Origin of the sequence: Bacillus sp. DTU_2020_1000418_1_SI_GHA_SEK_038 (assembly GCF_032341175.1) — a bacterium.
Taxonomy (GTDB): Bacteria; Bacillota; Bacilli; order Bacillales; family Cytobacillaceae; genus Cytobacillus.
Map to the genome: position 1 here is coordinate 3,497,666 of NZ_CP135435.1, position 16,101 is coordinate 3,513,766.

The following is a 16,101-nucleotide window of genomic DNA, read 5'->3' on the forward strand; positions in this document are numbered from 1 at the left end:
TAAATGGAGGGCTTGTATGGATTTCTTAAACGTTCATGGTATACAACATACGTATTTCACGAAAAACTCCGCCACAACAGCCCTCTCCGATGTTTCGCTTACTGTCGGGGAGGGAGAATTTGTTTCCTTTCTAGGTCCAAGCGGATGCGGAAAAACAACCTTGCTTTCGATTATTGCAGGCCTGCTAAAGCCAACAGAAGGTTCTGTCATTCTTGAAGGCAAAAAGGTTGAAACGACAGGCCAGAGCATTGGCTATATGCTTCAACAGGATTATCTTTTTCCATGGAAGTCGATTGAAGAAAATATTTTGCTTGGTTTAAAGATCAGTAATCAGCTTGATGCCACCAAAAAAGCGTATGCTTTATCCTTACTTGAACAGATGGGGCTTAGAGGTGTAGAAAATCAATATCCAAAGCAGCTGTCAGGAGGAATGAGACAAAGGGTTGCACTTGTCAGAACTTTAGCAACTGAACCTAAGCTTCTCATGCTTGACGAACCCTTTTCCGCTTTAGATTATCAAACAAAATTAAAGCTTGAGGACCTTGTCTCGAATACGCTTAAATTTTTCGGAAAAACAGCCATTCTGGTCACACATGACATAGGGGAAGCCATCTCTATGAGTGATCGAATTTTCCTTTTTTCCTCAAGACCGGGAAAGCTTCACAAAGTCTTTACAATGCCTAAAGGACTTCGAGATGAGACCCCATTCAACGCACGCAACCATGAAACTTATTCAAGTATTTTTCAAACTGTTTGGAAGGAGCTGGAGTCCCTTGAGCCTGCAGACAAACGTTGATCTCCTTCACGAAAAGTATCTGAAATCATTGAAACGCGAAAAGAAATGGGTCCGTTTTTACCAGCTCATTATTTTTATTGTCTTTTTCTCTGGATGGGAGCTTGCCAGTCAAAAACAGTGGGTGGACCCATTAATATTTAGTTCCCCCTCAAAAGTATGGGGCTTGCTCCTGGCCAAAATTCAGGACGGAACATTATTCATCGATTTAAGCTATACATTATCCGAAACAATATTTGGTTTCATCCTTGGTACCTTAATTGGAACACTTCTTGCTGCTTTGCTGTGGTGGTCTCCTATGCTTTCCAAAATACTTGACCCGTATTTAGTCATTCTCAATTCCATGCCAAAAGTGGCCCTTGGTCCAATACTAATCGTTGCTTTGGGTCCTGGCTTCACGTCAATTGTCGCTATGGGTGCGATCATTTCCATCATCATCACAACCATTGTTGTATATACTGCGTTTAAAGAAGTAGACCCTAACTATATAAAGGTTTTGCAAACGTTTGGTGCCACAAGGCTCCAGGTTTTTAAAGAATCGATTTTGCCCGCATCCTTCCCTGTCATTATTTCAACCTTGAAAGTCAACGTTGGCTTATCCTGGGTTGGTGTCATTGTCGGAGAATTCCTCGTCTCCTCTAAAGGTCTTGGCTATATGATTATCTATGGATTCCAAGTATTCAACTTCACTCTTGTAATGCTTTCTCTCCTTGTCATCGCTATCTTTGCAACCGTCATGTACCAGCTCGTTGAACTGCTGGAGAGAAAGTTAATAAAAAATGGCTCATAAGAAAAGCATATAAACGCTTCTCTTATGAGCTTTTCTTTCTTTTTATCAAATGACGTGTTTAAATTATAGTAATTCCGCTATCTTCAATATACTTTTCTCAATGACACGGTCCTTCATGATGAAGCTAAACTGAGGATTCCATCTTAATGTTACAAGATCCCCCTCAATCAATACAGGACCATCAGTTTCAAAATAATGTTCTTTGCTTTCCAATTTATCTATGGCTGCATAAAAAATAGCTTTTACGAATGAACTATCCTTGTCTGTAACTTCATATTCTCCGATAAATTGCAGTTTATTAATCGTTGCTCCCGTTTCTTCAAGTACTTCTCTTCTGGCAGCCTCCTCGAGAGATTCTCCCTGTTCCACTTTCCCCCCTGGAAACTCTAAGCCTCTTTTGGAGTGATTAGTTAGAAGCCAGTTATCACCCATTTTACAAATGACTAGAACATGTGCTGGCTGCTTATTAAATGTATGACGACCAAAGGAAAGCTTCACTGTTCCGCCATTCGCATCTGTAAAAATTTCCATATAATCCTCCTCTAATAAATTTCTATTTTTAAATTATATCTCGAATCTAGTTTCTGTTACTAATTTCATATACCTGTTGGATAATAATGTGAATAAAGTATGAATATTCATTTTATTGAAACCACTGGCGAAGTTTCCCGTATATAATAGGTGAATAACAAAAAGGGAGTGTCTATTTTGAAAAAATCATTGTCCATTTTTACGGGCTTTCTCCTGATTTTCATGCTTGCTGCATGTAATCAGACTGCTGAGCCTGTTAATGAACCTGCAAAAAACAACGAAACCCCTGCAGCTGCTGAAAAGCCATCCCAATTAACATTAGAAGAAGTTCTCGAAAAATCAACAGAAGCCTCTAATAATCTGGAAAGCTTCTCTGTAAAAATGAATCTCGATCAAGATATGACTTCTGACCAAGAGGAGATGAATATGCAAACTCAATCAGTGATTGAAATGGATGTTGTACAAGATCCAATGGCCTTCTATCAAAAAATGACAATGTCTTTAGGGGATACAGGAGAAGAATTTGAAACAGAAAGCTATTTTACTGAGGATGGCATGTTCTTTTTTGAACCGTCTGGGAAGCAATGGATGAAGTTTCCACAAGAGATGACAGATGTATTCCTGCAAATGTCAGGAAAGCAATCGAATCCTGGAGAAGAGCTTAAGAAATTACAGCAATTTGTAGAGGATTTTACTTTTGAGCAAGATTCAAAAAATTATATCTTAAATTTAAAAGCTTCCGGTGATAAATTTAATGATTTTATTAAAGAAACAGCTGCAGAAGCACTTCCTCCTGAAATGGCACAAGAGGATCTTATGAACAGCATGAATATTAACGCCGTAGAATATAAATTTCTTATCGATAAAGAATCATTTTTACCAGTTGCTCTCGATATGAATATGGAAATGGAATTGACAGTTGAAGACCAAACCATTATCATGAATCAAAAAATGAACGGCCAATATTCAAACCACAATAACGTAGATGCCATTACTGTACCTCAGGAAGTGATTGATTCAGCCGTTGAACTGGCGATGTAAACATAATTTTTGTCAGACCCAAGCACGTAAAGTGAAGGGTCTGACCTTTCAATTAAAAGCTTTGATCGTGAGTTTCATCTAAAATCCCCATGCTTTTAATATGGCTCTTTGCTTCTTCATCTCCTAGCTGATAAATCATTCCAAATACTTTTCTCATTGTCTCATCATAAGCATCATTTTCTTTATCATTATGATATTCTACGAAAGGAACATGAGCTCTGAAGAAGTTTTTCCATTCATTTGAATAATTGTAATCAAAGAACTCCCGCAATGAAATAATCTCCTCGTCTGTTGCCTCTATTTTAAAGTCCCAAGCCGAATCAGTTGCACTTTGTGTAATTTCGCCAGTACTAACCTTTATATAATACGTTTTCTTCATTTCATTCAATCTAGTCAACCCCTTATGATAAAATAGCGACCGGCTGGTGCCATACGCATATATTCATTCTTATCTTTTCCATATTCAATTTAAAAATAATGACGAAAAACATTATTCTTTGTAAAGTCACATATTATGTTAAAAAAAAAGGAACCTTAATGACAAATATAGAATATTTTTATCATCAAGATTATTCAATAAGTATAAAATATAAGAACTAACTGTCTCAAACATTTACATTGGGGGTGTCAAGATGAAAATCGTGGATGAACTGTATGAGCTTTATCGGCATAAGCTTACTGGAGATGAAGAAGATATTGATATGCTGACCTTTGCTTTTCTGGAGGAAATGAGCCGGGAAGATTTATTGAATATTATCCAAGAATTAAATAATCAGGAGCTATATGATTTGATGGGACTTTATTTAATTGAAAGCTTGAAAGGAAAATTTGCAAGTGAAGACTACAGACCACAGCGCAACCCAAATATTCAACATCGCAACATACACTGAAATATTTTTAATACATAATTCCACCAGGGAAATGAGAACGTTTTCATCAATAAAAACATTCACTTCTCAGCAAATTTAACGGCTTTCCTCCCTCCTTCCCATTGATTTTCATGTTAAACTAATTAAGAAGAGGGGGATTTTTTATGATTACTGTTTTAGCCATTTCGGTGATTATTGTTGCCATTGTTATTGTTTTGGCAGTTGTCACAACTTCTAAAGCTTATATGTTTAAGCATACTGTTGATTCTATAGATTCCATTCCCACTAACGATGACCAAAAGGAATTGGAAAATAAGTCAGATAAAGAAATTTCCTAGAAAATGAATCGTAATATAAAAAAGCTAAGAGTACACACATTGGCAGCGTACACTTAGCTTTTTGTTTATCATTACTTATGCAAAAACCTGTTTCAAGTCTTCCTTTGATTGTTGTAGCCAAAAACGCATTAATCGCTTAGCTCCTTCTAAATCATGCAGCTTTGCTTGGCCGCATTGCTTCTCATTGGCTGCAGGAATTTCAGTAATCTCTACCGCATCCTTCATCGTATCTTCAAGCAAGTCAATAATTTCCTCAATGGTCGGCTCTCCGCTTACAACTAAATAATACCCCGTCTGGCAGCCCATAGGGGAAATGTCAATAATATCAAAGTGATCATATTTCTCTGAATGCTTGCGAATATTAAACGCAAGAAGATGTTCCAAAGTATGGATAGCCTCTGGCTTCATCGCCTGTTTATTTGGCTGGCAAAATCGGATATCATATTTATTTACTACACCATCTGAACCGACCTTATGGACTCCACAGTGTCTAACAAATGGTGCTTTTACAGCATTATGATCCAATTCAAAGCTCTCTACTGAAGGCATCAATCATCACTCCTAATGTATTTCTTCCATTGTAACGCATATTCCGAGTATCTTCATCAACTTTATATTATATGCTGTTTGCCCGAGTGCTGACCCTTACTTTCGACTATTGCAAGATAATATGCTATCTTTTTATCAATAACTATGTAATAGAATGGATTGTTGTTCATGTTAAAAAAAATACTGCTTGGTCTGATTCGCTTTTATCAAATAGTCATCTCGCCGTTAAAACCGCCAACTTGCCGATTTTACCCTACATGTTCTCATTATGGACTCCAATCAATCAAACGTTTTGGGGCTATAAAGGGAGGATGGCTAACAATTAAACGAATTGTTAAATGCCACCCCTTCCATCCAGGTGGGTTTGATCCTGTTCCGGAAAAACAGCTGAAAAAATAGAACAGCTTATCCTTTTTAAAAAATGATAAGCTGTTCTTTTTATAAATCTAGCCTTCATACCCGTTCACTACTACTTCTAATTTTCCTGTTCCTGGTTCAATGACCAGTCCATGTACGGGGATATCATTCGGCATTAATGGATGCTTCTTTACCATACGGACACTGTGGGCAACACTTTCTTCAACATTATCGAAGCCTTTTAGCCATTCCTTAACATCTACTCCAGCGTAAGAAATTGTGTCTAAAGCCTGTTCAGACTTGCCGCGCTTTCTCATTTTTTCCAAAATATAGTCAGGCTTCATTCCGCTCATCCCGCAATCATGATGCCCGATAATTAAAACTTCTTCTGCTTGAAGCTCATAGACAGCTACTAGTAAGCTTCTCATAATACTCCCAAACGGATGGGTAACAAGCGCTCCAGCATTTTTAACAATTTTTACATCCCCATTGCGCAAATTCAGCGCTCTTGGCAGCAGCTCTACGAGGCGCGTATCCATACATGTTAATAAAACCATGCGCTTATTGGGAAATTTAGTTGTCGTAAATTCTTCATACTGTTTTTCATCTACGAATTGCTGATTAAAGGTTAAGATTTCATCAATTAATCTCATTTGATTCACACCTCTGAATTTTCATTGCTTTTTTAAGAATATCAAAAAACTTATCGCATAACCAAATATTTATGATTGATTTTTATATTTTTATTTTGTAAAATTACATTTGTAATCGTAATGATTACGGATTATGCAATATTAAGAAATTTTTTTATTATACAAATCGTAACGAGTACGTTTTAATTAGAGAGGAGAAAACATGAAAAAAATATTTTTATTCTTCCTAACCCTTAGTTTATTATTATCAGGATGTGCGGCAGGTGAGGAAAAGGTAAAGGAAAAAGAAAGCGATACATTAACAGTTTATACAACTGTCTATCCCTTACAATATTTTTCTAAACGGATTGGCGGAAATTACGTTGAAACGAAAACCGTGTATCCACCGGGATCTGATGAACACACATTTGAACCTACACAAAAGGATATGATGAAATTAGCAGATGCAGACTTATTTATTTTCATTGGACTCGGCTTAGAAGGCTTTGTAGAAAAGGCAAAGGAGATTTTAAAGGGCGAGGACGTTCAAATGGTCGCAGCTGGGGAAATTGTGCACCTAGATCCTACTATCAAAACAGATAACGATCATGAAGACCACCATGATGAGGAAGGAAATCACGAAGAGCACCACCATGAAGATGATGGTCATAACCATGGGGATATTGATCCGCATGTATGGATTGATCCTGTTTATGCAAAGGATCTAGCGGAAGCAACAAAAAATGCACTTATTGAAAAGATGCCTGAACACAAAGAAGAATTTAACGATAATTATGACGAACTAATTAAAGAGCTAGATCAATTGGACAATGACTTCAAAAGAATTGTTGATCAAGCAAAGCATAAAGAAATAATTGTTTCACATTCTGCATTTGGCTACTGGGAAAAACGCTATGGGATTGAGCAAATCAGTGTATCAGGGTTAAATTCGTCTAACGAACCTTCTCAAAAACAGCTGGAGAAAATTATTACTAAAGCTAAAGAACATGATTTAAAATATGTGTTCTTTGAACAAAATGTAAGCTCTAAATTAACGGAAATCATTCAGAAGGAACTCGGTGCTGAGCCACTTTATTTACACAATCTTTCTGTCCTGACAGATAAAGATATCAACGATAATTCAACTTACTTTTCCATTATGAATGAGAATTTAAAGGCACTCGAAAAAGCACTAAATTAGCCCTTTTTCCCTCCATTTGGAGGGTTTTTCTTTTACAATAATCCCTTAATATGGGAGGGTTAAAGGTGAGGTCAGCTTCACAACCTATAATAGGGTTGCAAAAAGGGGCCCATTTTTTTGAACTTAGAAGGAGTGAATCCTAGTGGCTAAAGACGTATTATGTGAAGTTAATAACTGTTCATACTGGGAAAAAGGAAATAGATGTGCAGCAGAGCAGATTTATGTAGTCAGCCATAAGGGGAAAACAGCTGATAATAGTCAAGAAACCGATTGTAAAACATTTGAACCATCGTTCGAATAACTTAATGAAGTAATTATGGAAAAGAGGCGCATTCAGTTTTTAGATTAGCGCCTCTTTTTATATAAAGGCTTTTATGCCTTTAATCTTCTATTAATTTTCGCAGTTCTCTTCTTAATATTTTTTTCGAGGCATTTCTTGGTATAGCTTCGAGGAAATGGATTTTTTTTGGTACTTTATATTTTGCAAGCTTTTGGTGGCAAAATTCCAAAATTTCTTCAGCAATCATTTCTTTATTTTTCACAACAAAAGCAGCAGGAACCTCTCCCCATTGCTTATCCTTTATTCCAATCACTCCCGCATCCGTTATATTAGGATGAGAAACAAGCACACTTTCAATTTCAGCAGGATATACATTTTCACCACCGGAAATAATTAAATCCGATCGGCGATCCAACACATATAGAAATCCTTCTTGATCCAATGTGCCGATATCACCTGTGGACAACCAGCCATTGACTAGCTTTTTCTTTGTTTCCTCTTCTCTGTTTAAATAGCCGATCGTGACATTGGGCCCCTTTACTAGGATTTCTCCTGCTTCATTAGGTTCCGCTTTTTCTCCATCTGAACGAATAATTTTCAACTGTGACGGAAATAACACCTTCCCCGCTGAGCTTAGTTTACTCATGCTGTACTCTGGAGAAAGGGTTACAATCTGGGAGGATGTTTCTGTCATGCCATATGTTTGGTAAACGGGTATTTGCTTATGTTTGCATTTTTCGAGTAAAGCTTTAGGGGCAGGTCCTCCCCCTAATAACATGCAGCGAAATTCTGTAGGCAGCCTTTCATCTAATAGCTCTTCTTCCAACCGGGAAAGCATCGTGCTGACAATGGACATAATCGTTACATGTTCACATCGGATGGTTTCTATTGCCTTTCTTTCATCAAAGGCTTCCATAATCACCATCTTCATTCCATAGATGATGCTGCGCATTAGAATCGAATAGCCGCTAATATGAAATAACGGCACTGCACACAGCCAACAATCCTGCTCAGAGAGCCCAAGATTTAGCGCTGAGCCGATTGCACTCCACCAATGATTGCCGTATGTTTGAAGCACACCTTTTGGATGCCCTGTCGTTCCTGAAGTATACATAATCGTACATATATCGTTTAAATTTATTTCTTCAATAATACTTGGATCAGAAGCAGGTGAATTAAACAGCATCTCTTTTTCAATAATCGTTACATCTGAAAGAATCCCTTTCATCAGATTAACCGTATTCGAAAATTTCTTTTCCGTAATCAGAAATTCCGATTCCGAATCCTGCATTTGCCATTCTAATTCTGAAGGGGTTAAACGATTATTTAATATAACCGCCTTCACACCAAGTAAATGTAAGGCTAAATAAATGAAAACCGTGTCTACATGGTTGCTTAGCAATACCCCTGCAAACTGTCCTTTTTGAAGCCCATGAGTCGTTAATTGACCTGCTATTGTATAGGCTTTATCATAAGCTTCGGAAAAGGTGTAAGTTCTTTCTTCAAAATGAAAAGCAGGCCTATCTGGTGTTAAAAAGGCCCTTTTTATTAAAATATTCTGCATCTTATCCATCATTACACCTCATTAAAAAAGCATTAGCCAAAACAGCCTGATGGCAATTCCATCAGGCTGTTTCTCAATATAGCTTGTCCAATCCTTAAGGAAAACGAGGGAATTGGCCAAAATCTGGCTTGCGCTTTTCTTTAAAGGCATCGCGGCCTTCTTTTGCTTCATCTGTTGTATAGTAAAGCAATGTTGCGTCACCAGCAAATTGCTGAATACCAGCAAGACCGTCAGTATCTGCATTAAACGCAGCCTTTAGGAAGCGAAGAGCAGTTGGGCTCTTTTCAAGCATTTCTTCACACCACTTAATTGTCTCTTCTTCCACTTGGTCAAGCGGAACAACTGTATTAACAAGCCCCATATCTAAAGCTTCTTGAGCATTATACTGGCGGCATAGATACCAAATTTCACGTGCCTTTTTATGACCGACAATTCTTGCTAAATAGCCTGAGCCATACCCAGCATCAAAGCTTCCAACCTTCGGACCAGTTTGTCCAAAGACGGCATTATCTGCAGCAATGGTTAAATCACAAACGATATGGAGAACATGTCCCCCACCAATCGCATATCCTTTAACCATAGCAACAACTGGTTTTGGAATGACACGAATTAAACGCTGTAAATCAAGAACGTTCAAGCGCGGGATTTGATCATCCCCAACATAGCCTCCATGACCACGTACAGACTGATCTCCACCTGAACAGAAAGCTTTATCACCTGCACCTGTTAGAACGATAACCCCAACATTTGCATCATCACGTGCATAAGCGAAAGCATCAATAAGCTCGGATACTGTTCTTGGCGTGAAAGCATTATGCTTCTCTGGACGGTTAATAGTAATTTTTGCAATTCCATTGTATGTTTCATAAATAATTTCTTCATACTTGCGTCCGGCAATCCATTCTACTGCTGACATGACGGAATCCTCCTTTTATGTATAGAAAAAATATATTCAGCGCTAAAGCTAGCGGCTGTTTTTCTTCAAACGTATCAATAAGGATTGTTTTTTGGATCCTTTTCATACGATAAGAATTCATTTACTATTGTACCAAATAAATCCGGTTTCTCCACATGAATTGCATGGCCACTTTTATCAATGGAAAGCAAATTTCCATCTTTTAATGTCTTATGCATTTCTTTTGCTATTCGGCAGAATTTAGTGTCCAACTCACCTGTTATTAAAAGGACTGGAAAGGAGAGCTCATGAAGCCTCTCCCACCACGAGGATTGAGTGCCTGTCCCCATTCCCCTAAGACTGTTAGACAAGCCTAATACAGAGTTTCCCAAACGTTCATTTCTAATTTGTTGCCTAATATCTTCTGAGAGCATTTTCTGGCTTTGAAAAAGGGGAATATTCTCCCAATAATCTACAAATTCCGCAATGCCGTTTTCTTGAATTCGACAGGCAAGCTTCTCATCCTGAAGGCGCCTAGCTTCCCTTTCACTTTCAGACTTTAGCCCAGGTGTTGAGCTTTCCAGAATGAGTTTTCTAACCAGTTGAGGATATTTCAGCGAGAATGTTAGCGCTAATCTTCCACCCATGGAATAACCTAATAAATTAGTATGAACAATTCCTAGCTTATGCAAAATAGTTTGTAAATCCCCCGCCACTGATTCTATATCATATTTTGATACATCTTCTGGAGAGTCAGTTTTGCCATGACCTATTATATCAACTGCAAAAACATTGAAATTTTTCCAATAAGGCTCGAATCTTTTCCATGAAGCACCACTTCCGGTGAAACCATGAAGCAAAATTAAGGGGGTCCCATCTGGGGAGCCCCACCTGTCTACATAATATTGAATGCCATTGATAACAAAATTCATCAGCATTCGTCCTCCAGCATTCGACTTATTTCCCGGGAAACCGCGTCCCATAGCTCTCGATGCTCGAGAATATTTTTCTCACGGTTAGTTGTAATTTCCATTACCTTTAATCCAGATCTATCTTTATTTTGATTCATAATGGAAGAAAGATGCTCCCAATCTGAAATTAAATCATATTGCCCTCCGTACATTTCTACAGCATATTGAAACTTCAAATCCAATGGGGTTCCAAATAGCTTCTCAAAATTTTTCGGATGGCTGGCTTGTGGAAGAAAAGAGAATATTCCCCCGCCATTATTATTGATTAATAGGATATTAATATCAATGTCATATTGTTTAGCAGCAATTAATCCATTCAAATCATGGAAAAACGTTAAATCACCTAGGACTAAATAAAGCGGCTGCAGGCATGTCCCTGCTCCAAGGGCAGTTGAAATCACTCCATCTATGCCATTTGCGCCTCGGTTAGCCATAATTCTAATCGACTTATCATTAAAATGGAAGAAGGTGTCTAAATCTCTAATAGGCATGCTATTTCCTACAAATAATACGGCTCCTTCAGGAAGCACATTAGCAAGCTGATAAAATAATTTTCCTTCACTTAATTCTTCTACTTCTTCTATTTTTGCTAAGCAGCTGCGGGTTAACTGATTGACCTTCACCCACTTCTCAAGGAAACTCCTATCTTTTACAGCTTTTATGTATGGGAGAATAGCTTGGCAAAACCTCGTTTCCTGGCAATATATCATTTCAGAGGATACCATCCCCGGATCCCGCCATCCTGCACCGCCATCAATAACGAATTGGCGCACATCATGATTTTCTTTTAAGAATATGGTTAATGGCTTAGAAACGGGCATGGCTCCAAAACGAATAATGACATCAGGCTTTAGTACTCGCTTTGCTTTATCATTTTTCAAAATCGTATCATATGTATCAATAATTTGTGCCCCATTATGCGATCCGCTTCTTAGCTGGGAAATCGGGTCTGCAAGAATTGGAAACTGAAGTTTTTCAGCAAGATTAATAACTGCAGCCTTAAACCCATCTGTCTCAATTGGTCCGCAAACGATGATCCCTCTTTTATATGACTGGAGACTTGCTCCCAACTCTTTAAATTGTTCATTTAAAAGGGTCCGTTCACTTGGCTGAATCCCGACATACCCCCCGGCTCTTTCCGTTACCTCAAACAAGTCTTCCCTGTCCAATATCGGAATGAGCGGCTCCCTAAAAGGAAAATTCAAATGAACAGGACCTTCTGGGGATTGCAGAGCAGTAGAAGCTGCCCTTGCACATACAGTACGTGCATATCTGATCATTTCTATAGTATTTTCAGGAGGTGCCATTTCTACAAACCATTTTACATGGTTTCCGTACAAATGAATTTGATCGATTGCCTGTGGTGCGCCAACATCTCTTAATTCATGCGGTCTATCAGCCGTGAGAACTATTAATGGCACCCTTGATACATTCGCTTCCACAATAGCAGGAAAATAGTTTGCTGCGGCTGTGCCGGAAGTACATAATATCGCCACTGGCCTTTTCGAAGCTTTAGCAATCCCTAACGCAAAAAAGGCAGCCGAACGTTCGTCTACATGAATATGTACACGAAGTTCAGGATGCTCAAGTATAACCATTGCCATTGGGGTAGATCTAGAACCAGGACTTACGACAACATCCTCTACCCCATTATTTACTAGCTCAGTAACAAATGCGGCAATATAAGAGGTTAGTGCTTCTTGATGATTCATTTATTTATTCCTCCTAATGCCCTTAGCATTGGTCTAAATTTAATCTTCGTTTCGATATACTCACTATCTGGATCCGAATCTATTACAACTCCACAGCCAGCAAAAATTGAGGCTTCATTCTTTTGAATTAAGCCGGAACGAATAGAAACAGCAAATTCGCCGTTACCTTTATAGTCAAGCCAACCTAGCGGTGCACCGTAAAAACCCCTGTCCAAATCTTCAACTTCTCTAATTTTCTCAACTGCTTCTTGCTTTGGCAGTCCTCCTAAAGCAGGTGTTGGATGCAGACGATCAACTAGTATAAGTAAAGAGGTATCTTCCTTCGCCTTTCCAATGACAGGCGTATAAAGATGCTGAATATCTCTCGTTTTTAGAAGCTGTGTTTTTTCAGGCAATAATACTTCCTCACATGATTCCTCCATCGCTTCTTTAATCATTTGCACAACATATTGGTGCTCAATTAAATTCTTACGGTCATTTAATAATTCTTCCCCAAGCTGCTTATCTTCTGTTTCCGACTTGCCTCTTCCAATTGATCCAGCAAGACATGTCGTAAAAAGGCTCTTTCCGCTCTTTTTGATAAGCCTTTCTGGAGATGCCCCAATAAAGCAATCGCCATTAGATTCAAATGCAAAAATAAAGCTCTCTCTTTGCAGATTAAACAGTTGTGAAAGTACTTGTTCCACTTGAACATGTTTGTCAAAGAATAATCTTGTTTCCCTCGCCAGGACAACCTTTTCTATTGAGCCTTGTTTTAATTCCTCCACAATGGAACGAACGGTTTCCTTCCATTTTTCAGGATTAATTTCTAACTCTTTATTTAATTGATGGCCTTCATCATTTCGAATGTCTAATAGAGATGTGAAAAGGGCCTGCCTCTCTGAGTGAATCACATCAATAAGAGACTCATCATCATTTTGAGTACAAAGCACATTCGTTGTTAAATAGGCCTTTCCTTTTATTTCACTGTACATAAAAGTCGGAATATGAAACAGTGAATCCGAAAATTTCTCCCAGAGCTTTGATTTCTCTTTAATAGGATCAAAAGAAAAGCCGCCAAACATTAGAGGACCAATTCCATCCAATTCAAACCGGTTATATATAATGGCATTTTGAATAAAACGCTTCCACTCCTTCTCAACATGAAAAAAGCGGCCAGCTGCCTGATCCGATTGAATTTGATTGCATATTCCCATCCCAATAATGAACGTTTCATCTGATGGATCTTTCCAAAAAAAACGTTCACCTAAAAAAGCTTCACGGCCTGCCGTGAAAAAAGTAAGAGGATCTATAGGATTAATCTGCTGTACTTCACTTACTAATACTGGTTTAGATAAGGCCTTTGCCTTATCAATCGCTTCAAGGATCCCGTCTTTTAGTTCCGTTTCTGTTATGGTAACCAAAAAAATCCCTCCAACAATACCTATTAACCGTTTTCCTTTAATATAAACTTATTTTAACATACACTTATTCTCATTCATATGTCAATTATAGTCATGTTTAGCTCAGGTTTTTCTAATATAATGAAAAGAAGAAATATTCATCTATATCGCCTTTCATTTTGTACCATTGACACCAACGCTTTTCCCACTTAGACTGATGGTGAAGCGGGCTATCTTTGGGCCTTCTTTGACAGTTATTGTCCTATCCTTTATAATAAATAGGTTTGATATTATAGATTTTTTATGACAAGGGGAGAGTTTTATGCAAACACAGATGCATACAAGTATTCCACCTACCAATTCTAGGGATTGGAAGGTTTGGTGGCAGCTGACAAGACCTCATACTCTTACCGCTGCTTTTGTACCAGTATTACTTGGAACGGCCTTAGCTCTTCAGGATACAAGCATTCATTTTGGATTGTTTTTTGCCATGTTGATTGCTAGCTTGCTAATACAAGCTGCAACGAATATGTTTAATGAATACTACGATTTTAAAAGAGGTCTCGATAATGAAGAATCTGTTGGGATCGGTGGAGCTATTGTTCGCGATGGCATACAGCCAAAGACAGTTCTTAAGCTGGCCCTGGGTTTATATGGTGTTTCGATCTTAATTGGAGTATACATTTGTATGAACAGCAGCTGGTGGTTAGCTTTGATCGGGATCATTTGTATGTTAGTAGGCTATCTTTACACAGGAGGTCCATTTCCAATTGCGTACACCCCATTTGGTGAAATTGCAGCTGGATTTTTCATGGGCATGCTGATTATTCTCATTTCGTTCTTTATTCAGACTGGAACGGTAACGGAAACAAGTATTTTAGTGTCGATCCCTATTTTGATTCTTGTCGGTGCTATAATGTTATCTAATAATATTCGTGATTTAGACGGCGATAAAAAGTTTGGCAGAAAAACACTGGCGATTTTATTAGGAAGAAAAGGCGCCATTCAATTGCTTGCAAGTATGTTTATTATTTCTTATGCATGGGTTTTCATTCTTATTGCCATGAACATCGTCTCACCTTGGTTAGCTATTGTTGTTCTAAGTGCCCCGAAAGCGATTAAAGCAACGAAAGGTTTTATTGGTAAAACAATTCCTATCCAGATGATGCCTGCAATGAAGTCAACTGCCCAAACGAATACGATTTTTGGATTTTTATTATCCATCGGTTTATTTATTGGTTATTTTTTATAAGAAAATGCTTTAACCCTTGTACATGACAAGGGTTTTTTTCATGTTTAAAAAGGGAAGGATCACTATGGGGCTTCATCCATTTAAGTAATTATTTTTTCAGGTAAAGCTCATACTAAACCATATGATTGTCAACTGCATGCTGTTTTAAAATAAGTCTAATCGAATTTGATGAGGATGTGATATTGTTTTGTTATCGTCTGAACAACTCAACCAATTAATGCGTCAATTAGAAGAGGAGAAAACATCTTTAGAATCACAGCTTCATGGAAATAAGGAAGGCAGTCTTGAAGGTGTAAATGCAAGAGAAACAGTTGGAGAGTTATCTGCTTATGATAATCACCCTGCAGACATGGGAACTGAATTATTTGACAGAACAAAGGATTTTGCTCTTGAGGAGCATCACGACTCCCAGGTAAATAAAATAAATGCCGCCTTAGAGGCTATTAGTTCAGGTTCTTATGGGAAATGTACAGTATGTGGCGAGGACATCCCATTCGAAAGGCTAGAGGTTGTCCCTTATACCCTATATTGTAAGGAACATAGTCCAGAACAAATTGTGCCAGGTGACCGCCCAGTGGAAGAGGATGTACTTGAGCCAGCACACGGAAATACCTTTCAGCATCACCAGTTCAGAGAGGTTGTCGATAATGAAGACAGCTTCCAGGAGGTTGCCCGCTACGGCACTTCTGAAACCCCGTCCGATCTTAGAGGTGATTATGAAGATTATAATTCCCTTTACAACGAAGGGCATGATGACGAAGGCTTCACAGAGGATTATGAAACCTTTATTGGTAATAACATTGAAGGGACAGACAGGATCATTTATCCTTCGAAAAAGCATGAAGAATACGAGGCCATGCTCGATGAAGTCGGCACCGATACACCATATGGTGATTTGCACTACCGGCGTACAGATGGATATGTAGCGGATGAAGAATAAATAA

Annotated in this window: 19 protein-coding genes; 10 read left to right on the forward strand and 9 right to left on the reverse strand. The window is 38.2% G+C overall.

The window, feature by feature from the left end; all coding sequences use genetic code 11:
- The first annotated feature begins 16 nt into the window (after window positions 1-16).
- Both RRV45_RS17450 and RRV45_RS17455 read left to right on the forward strand, forming a co-directional pair.
- Window positions 17-796: an ABC transporter ATP-binding protein gene (locus RRV45_RS17450; RefSeq protein WP_315665953.1), complete on the forward strand. Its 780-nt coding sequence runs from the start codon at window positions 17-19 to the stop codon at window positions 794-796.
- A complete protein-coding gene (locus RRV45_RS17455; RefSeq protein ID WP_315665954.1) occupies window positions 774-1,583 on the forward strand; it encodes an ABC transporter permease in 810 nt (269 codons plus the stop codon). Before RRV45_RS17450 ends, RRV45_RS17455 begins: the two co-directional genes overlap by 23 nt.
- Before the next feature lie 63 nt (window positions 1,584-1,646).
- Here RRV45_RS17455 and ytkD read toward each other — a convergent pair whose 3' ends face one another.
- Window positions 1,647-2,114, reverse strand: coding sequence for an RNA deprotection pyrophosphohydrolase (gene ytkD, locus RRV45_RS17460; RefSeq protein ID WP_315665955.1), 468 nt, complete (start codon window positions 2,112-2,114; stop codon window positions 1,647-1,649).
- A 168-nt stretch (window positions 2,115-2,282) separates the two neighbouring features.
- On the opposite strand from ytkD, the gene RRV45_RS17465 reads away from it, so the two are divergent.
- On the forward strand, window positions 2,283-3,155 hold the full coding sequence (locus RRV45_RS17465) for a DUF6612 family protein (RefSeq protein WP_315665956.1): 873 nt from the start codon (window positions 2,283-2,285) through the stop codon (window positions 3,153-3,155).
- A gap of 52 nt (window positions 3,156-3,207) precedes the next feature.
- Here RRV45_RS17465 and RRV45_RS17470 read toward each other — a convergent pair whose 3' ends face one another.
- Window positions 3,208-3,534, reverse strand: a complete 327-nt coding sequence (locus tag RRV45_RS17470; protein WP_315669076.1) for a hydrolase — start codon at window positions 3,532-3,534, stop codon at window positions 3,208-3,210.
- Between the two features lie 253 nt (window positions 3,535-3,787).
- Between RRV45_RS17470 and RRV45_RS17475 the strand changes: the two genes are divergently transcribed.
- The gene (locus tag RRV45_RS17475; protein WP_315665957.1) at window positions 3,788-4,045 is read left to right on the forward strand and encodes a DUF6154 family protein; all 258 of its coding nucleotides are present in this window, start codon (window positions 3,788-3,790) and stop codon (window positions 4,043-4,045) included.
- A 143-nt stretch (window positions 4,046-4,188) separates the two neighbouring features.
- The gene (ytzI, locus tag RRV45_RS17480; RefSeq protein WP_315665958.1) at window positions 4,189-4,362 is read left to right on the forward strand and encodes a YtzI protein; all 174 of its coding nucleotides are present in this window, start codon (window positions 4,189-4,191) and stop codon (window positions 4,360-4,362) included.
- Between the two features lie 75 nt (window positions 4,363-4,437).
- Here the strand turns inward: ytzI and RRV45_RS17485 are convergent, their stop codons facing one another.
- Entirely contained in the window at window positions 4,438-4,911 is a 474-nt protein-coding gene (locus RRV45_RS17485; protein WP_315665959.1) for an S-ribosylhomocysteine lyase, read from the reverse strand.
- A 168-nt stretch (window positions 4,912-5,079) separates the two neighbouring features.
- On the opposite strand from RRV45_RS17485, the gene yidD reads away from it, so the two are divergent.
- A complete protein-coding gene (yidD, locus tag RRV45_RS17490; RefSeq protein WP_315665960.1) occupies window positions 5,080-5,310 on the forward strand; it encodes a membrane protein insertion efficiency factor YidD in 231 nt (76 codons plus the stop codon).
- 47 nt (window positions 5,311-5,357) lie between these two features.
- On the opposite strand, the gene RRV45_RS17495 is transcribed toward yidD, so the two are convergent.
- Window positions 5,358-5,921 (reverse strand): beta-class carbonic anhydrase, encoded by a 564-nt coding sequence (locus RRV45_RS17495; RefSeq protein WP_315665961.1) that lies wholly within the window; start codon window positions 5,919-5,921, stop codon window positions 5,358-5,360.
- Between the two features lie 202 nt (window positions 5,922-6,123).
- Between RRV45_RS17495 and RRV45_RS17500 the strand changes: the two genes are divergently transcribed.
- The gene (locus RRV45_RS17500; protein ID WP_315665962.1) at window positions 6,124-7,101 is read left to right on the forward strand and encodes a metal ABC transporter solute-binding protein, Zn/Mn family; all 978 of its coding nucleotides are present in this window, start codon (window positions 6,124-6,126) and stop codon (window positions 7,099-7,101) included.
- A 142-nt stretch (window positions 7,102-7,243) separates the two neighbouring features.
- Window positions 7,244-7,402, forward strand: coding sequence for a DUF1540 domain-containing protein (locus RRV45_RS17505; protein WP_315665963.1), 159 nt, complete (start codon window positions 7,244-7,246; stop codon window positions 7,400-7,402).
- A gap of 79 nt (window positions 7,403-7,481) precedes the next feature.
- Here RRV45_RS17505 and RRV45_RS17510 read toward each other — a convergent pair whose 3' ends face one another.
- From RRV45_RS17510 to RRV45_RS17530, 5 genes are all read right to left on the reverse strand, one after another.
- Window positions 7,482-8,957, reverse strand: a complete 1,476-nt coding sequence (locus RRV45_RS17510) for an o-succinylbenzoate--CoA ligase (RefSeq protein ID WP_315665964.1) — start codon at window positions 8,955-8,957, stop codon at window positions 7,482-7,484.
- A gap of 82 nt (window positions 8,958-9,039) precedes the next feature.
- A complete protein-coding gene (menB, locus tag RRV45_RS17515; protein WP_315665965.1) occupies window positions 9,040-9,861 on the reverse strand; it encodes a 1,4-dihydroxy-2-naphthoyl-CoA synthase in 822 nt (273 codons plus the stop codon).
- Window positions 9,862-9,935: 74 nt separating this feature from the next.
- Window positions 9,936-10,772: a 2-succinyl-6-hydroxy-2,4-cyclohexadiene-1-carboxylate synthase gene (gene menH / locus RRV45_RS17520; RefSeq protein ID WP_315665966.1), complete on the reverse strand. Its 837-nt coding sequence runs from the start codon at window positions 10,770-10,772 to the stop codon at window positions 9,936-9,938.
- Entirely contained in the window at window positions 10,772-12,523 is a 1,752-nt protein-coding gene (menD, locus tag RRV45_RS17525) for a 2-succinyl-5-enolpyruvyl-6-hydroxy-3-cyclohexene-1-carboxylic-acid synthase (protein WP_315665967.1), read from the reverse strand. Before menD ends, menH begins: the two co-directional genes overlap by 1 nt.
- The gene (locus tag RRV45_RS17530; protein WP_315665968.1) at window positions 12,520-13,926 is read right to left on the reverse strand and encodes an isochorismate synthase; all 1,407 of its coding nucleotides are present in this window, start codon (window positions 13,924-13,926) and stop codon (window positions 12,520-12,522) included. Before RRV45_RS17530 ends, menD begins: the two co-directional genes overlap by 4 nt.
- A 301-nt stretch (window positions 13,927-14,227) precedes the next feature.
- On the opposite strand from RRV45_RS17530, the gene RRV45_RS17535 reads away from it, so the two are divergent.
- Window positions 14,228-15,157: a 1,4-dihydroxy-2-naphthoate polyprenyltransferase gene (locus RRV45_RS17535; protein WP_315665969.1), complete on the forward strand. Its 930-nt coding sequence runs from the start codon at window positions 14,228-14,230 to the stop codon at window positions 15,155-15,157.
- 187 nt (window positions 15,158-15,344) lie between these two features.
- Window positions 15,345-16,097: a TraR/DksA C4-type zinc finger protein gene (locus tag RRV45_RS17540; RefSeq protein WP_315665970.1), complete on the forward strand. Its 753-nt coding sequence runs from the start codon at window positions 15,345-15,347 to the stop codon at window positions 16,095-16,097.
- Window positions 16,098-16,101: the final 4 nt, after the last annotated feature.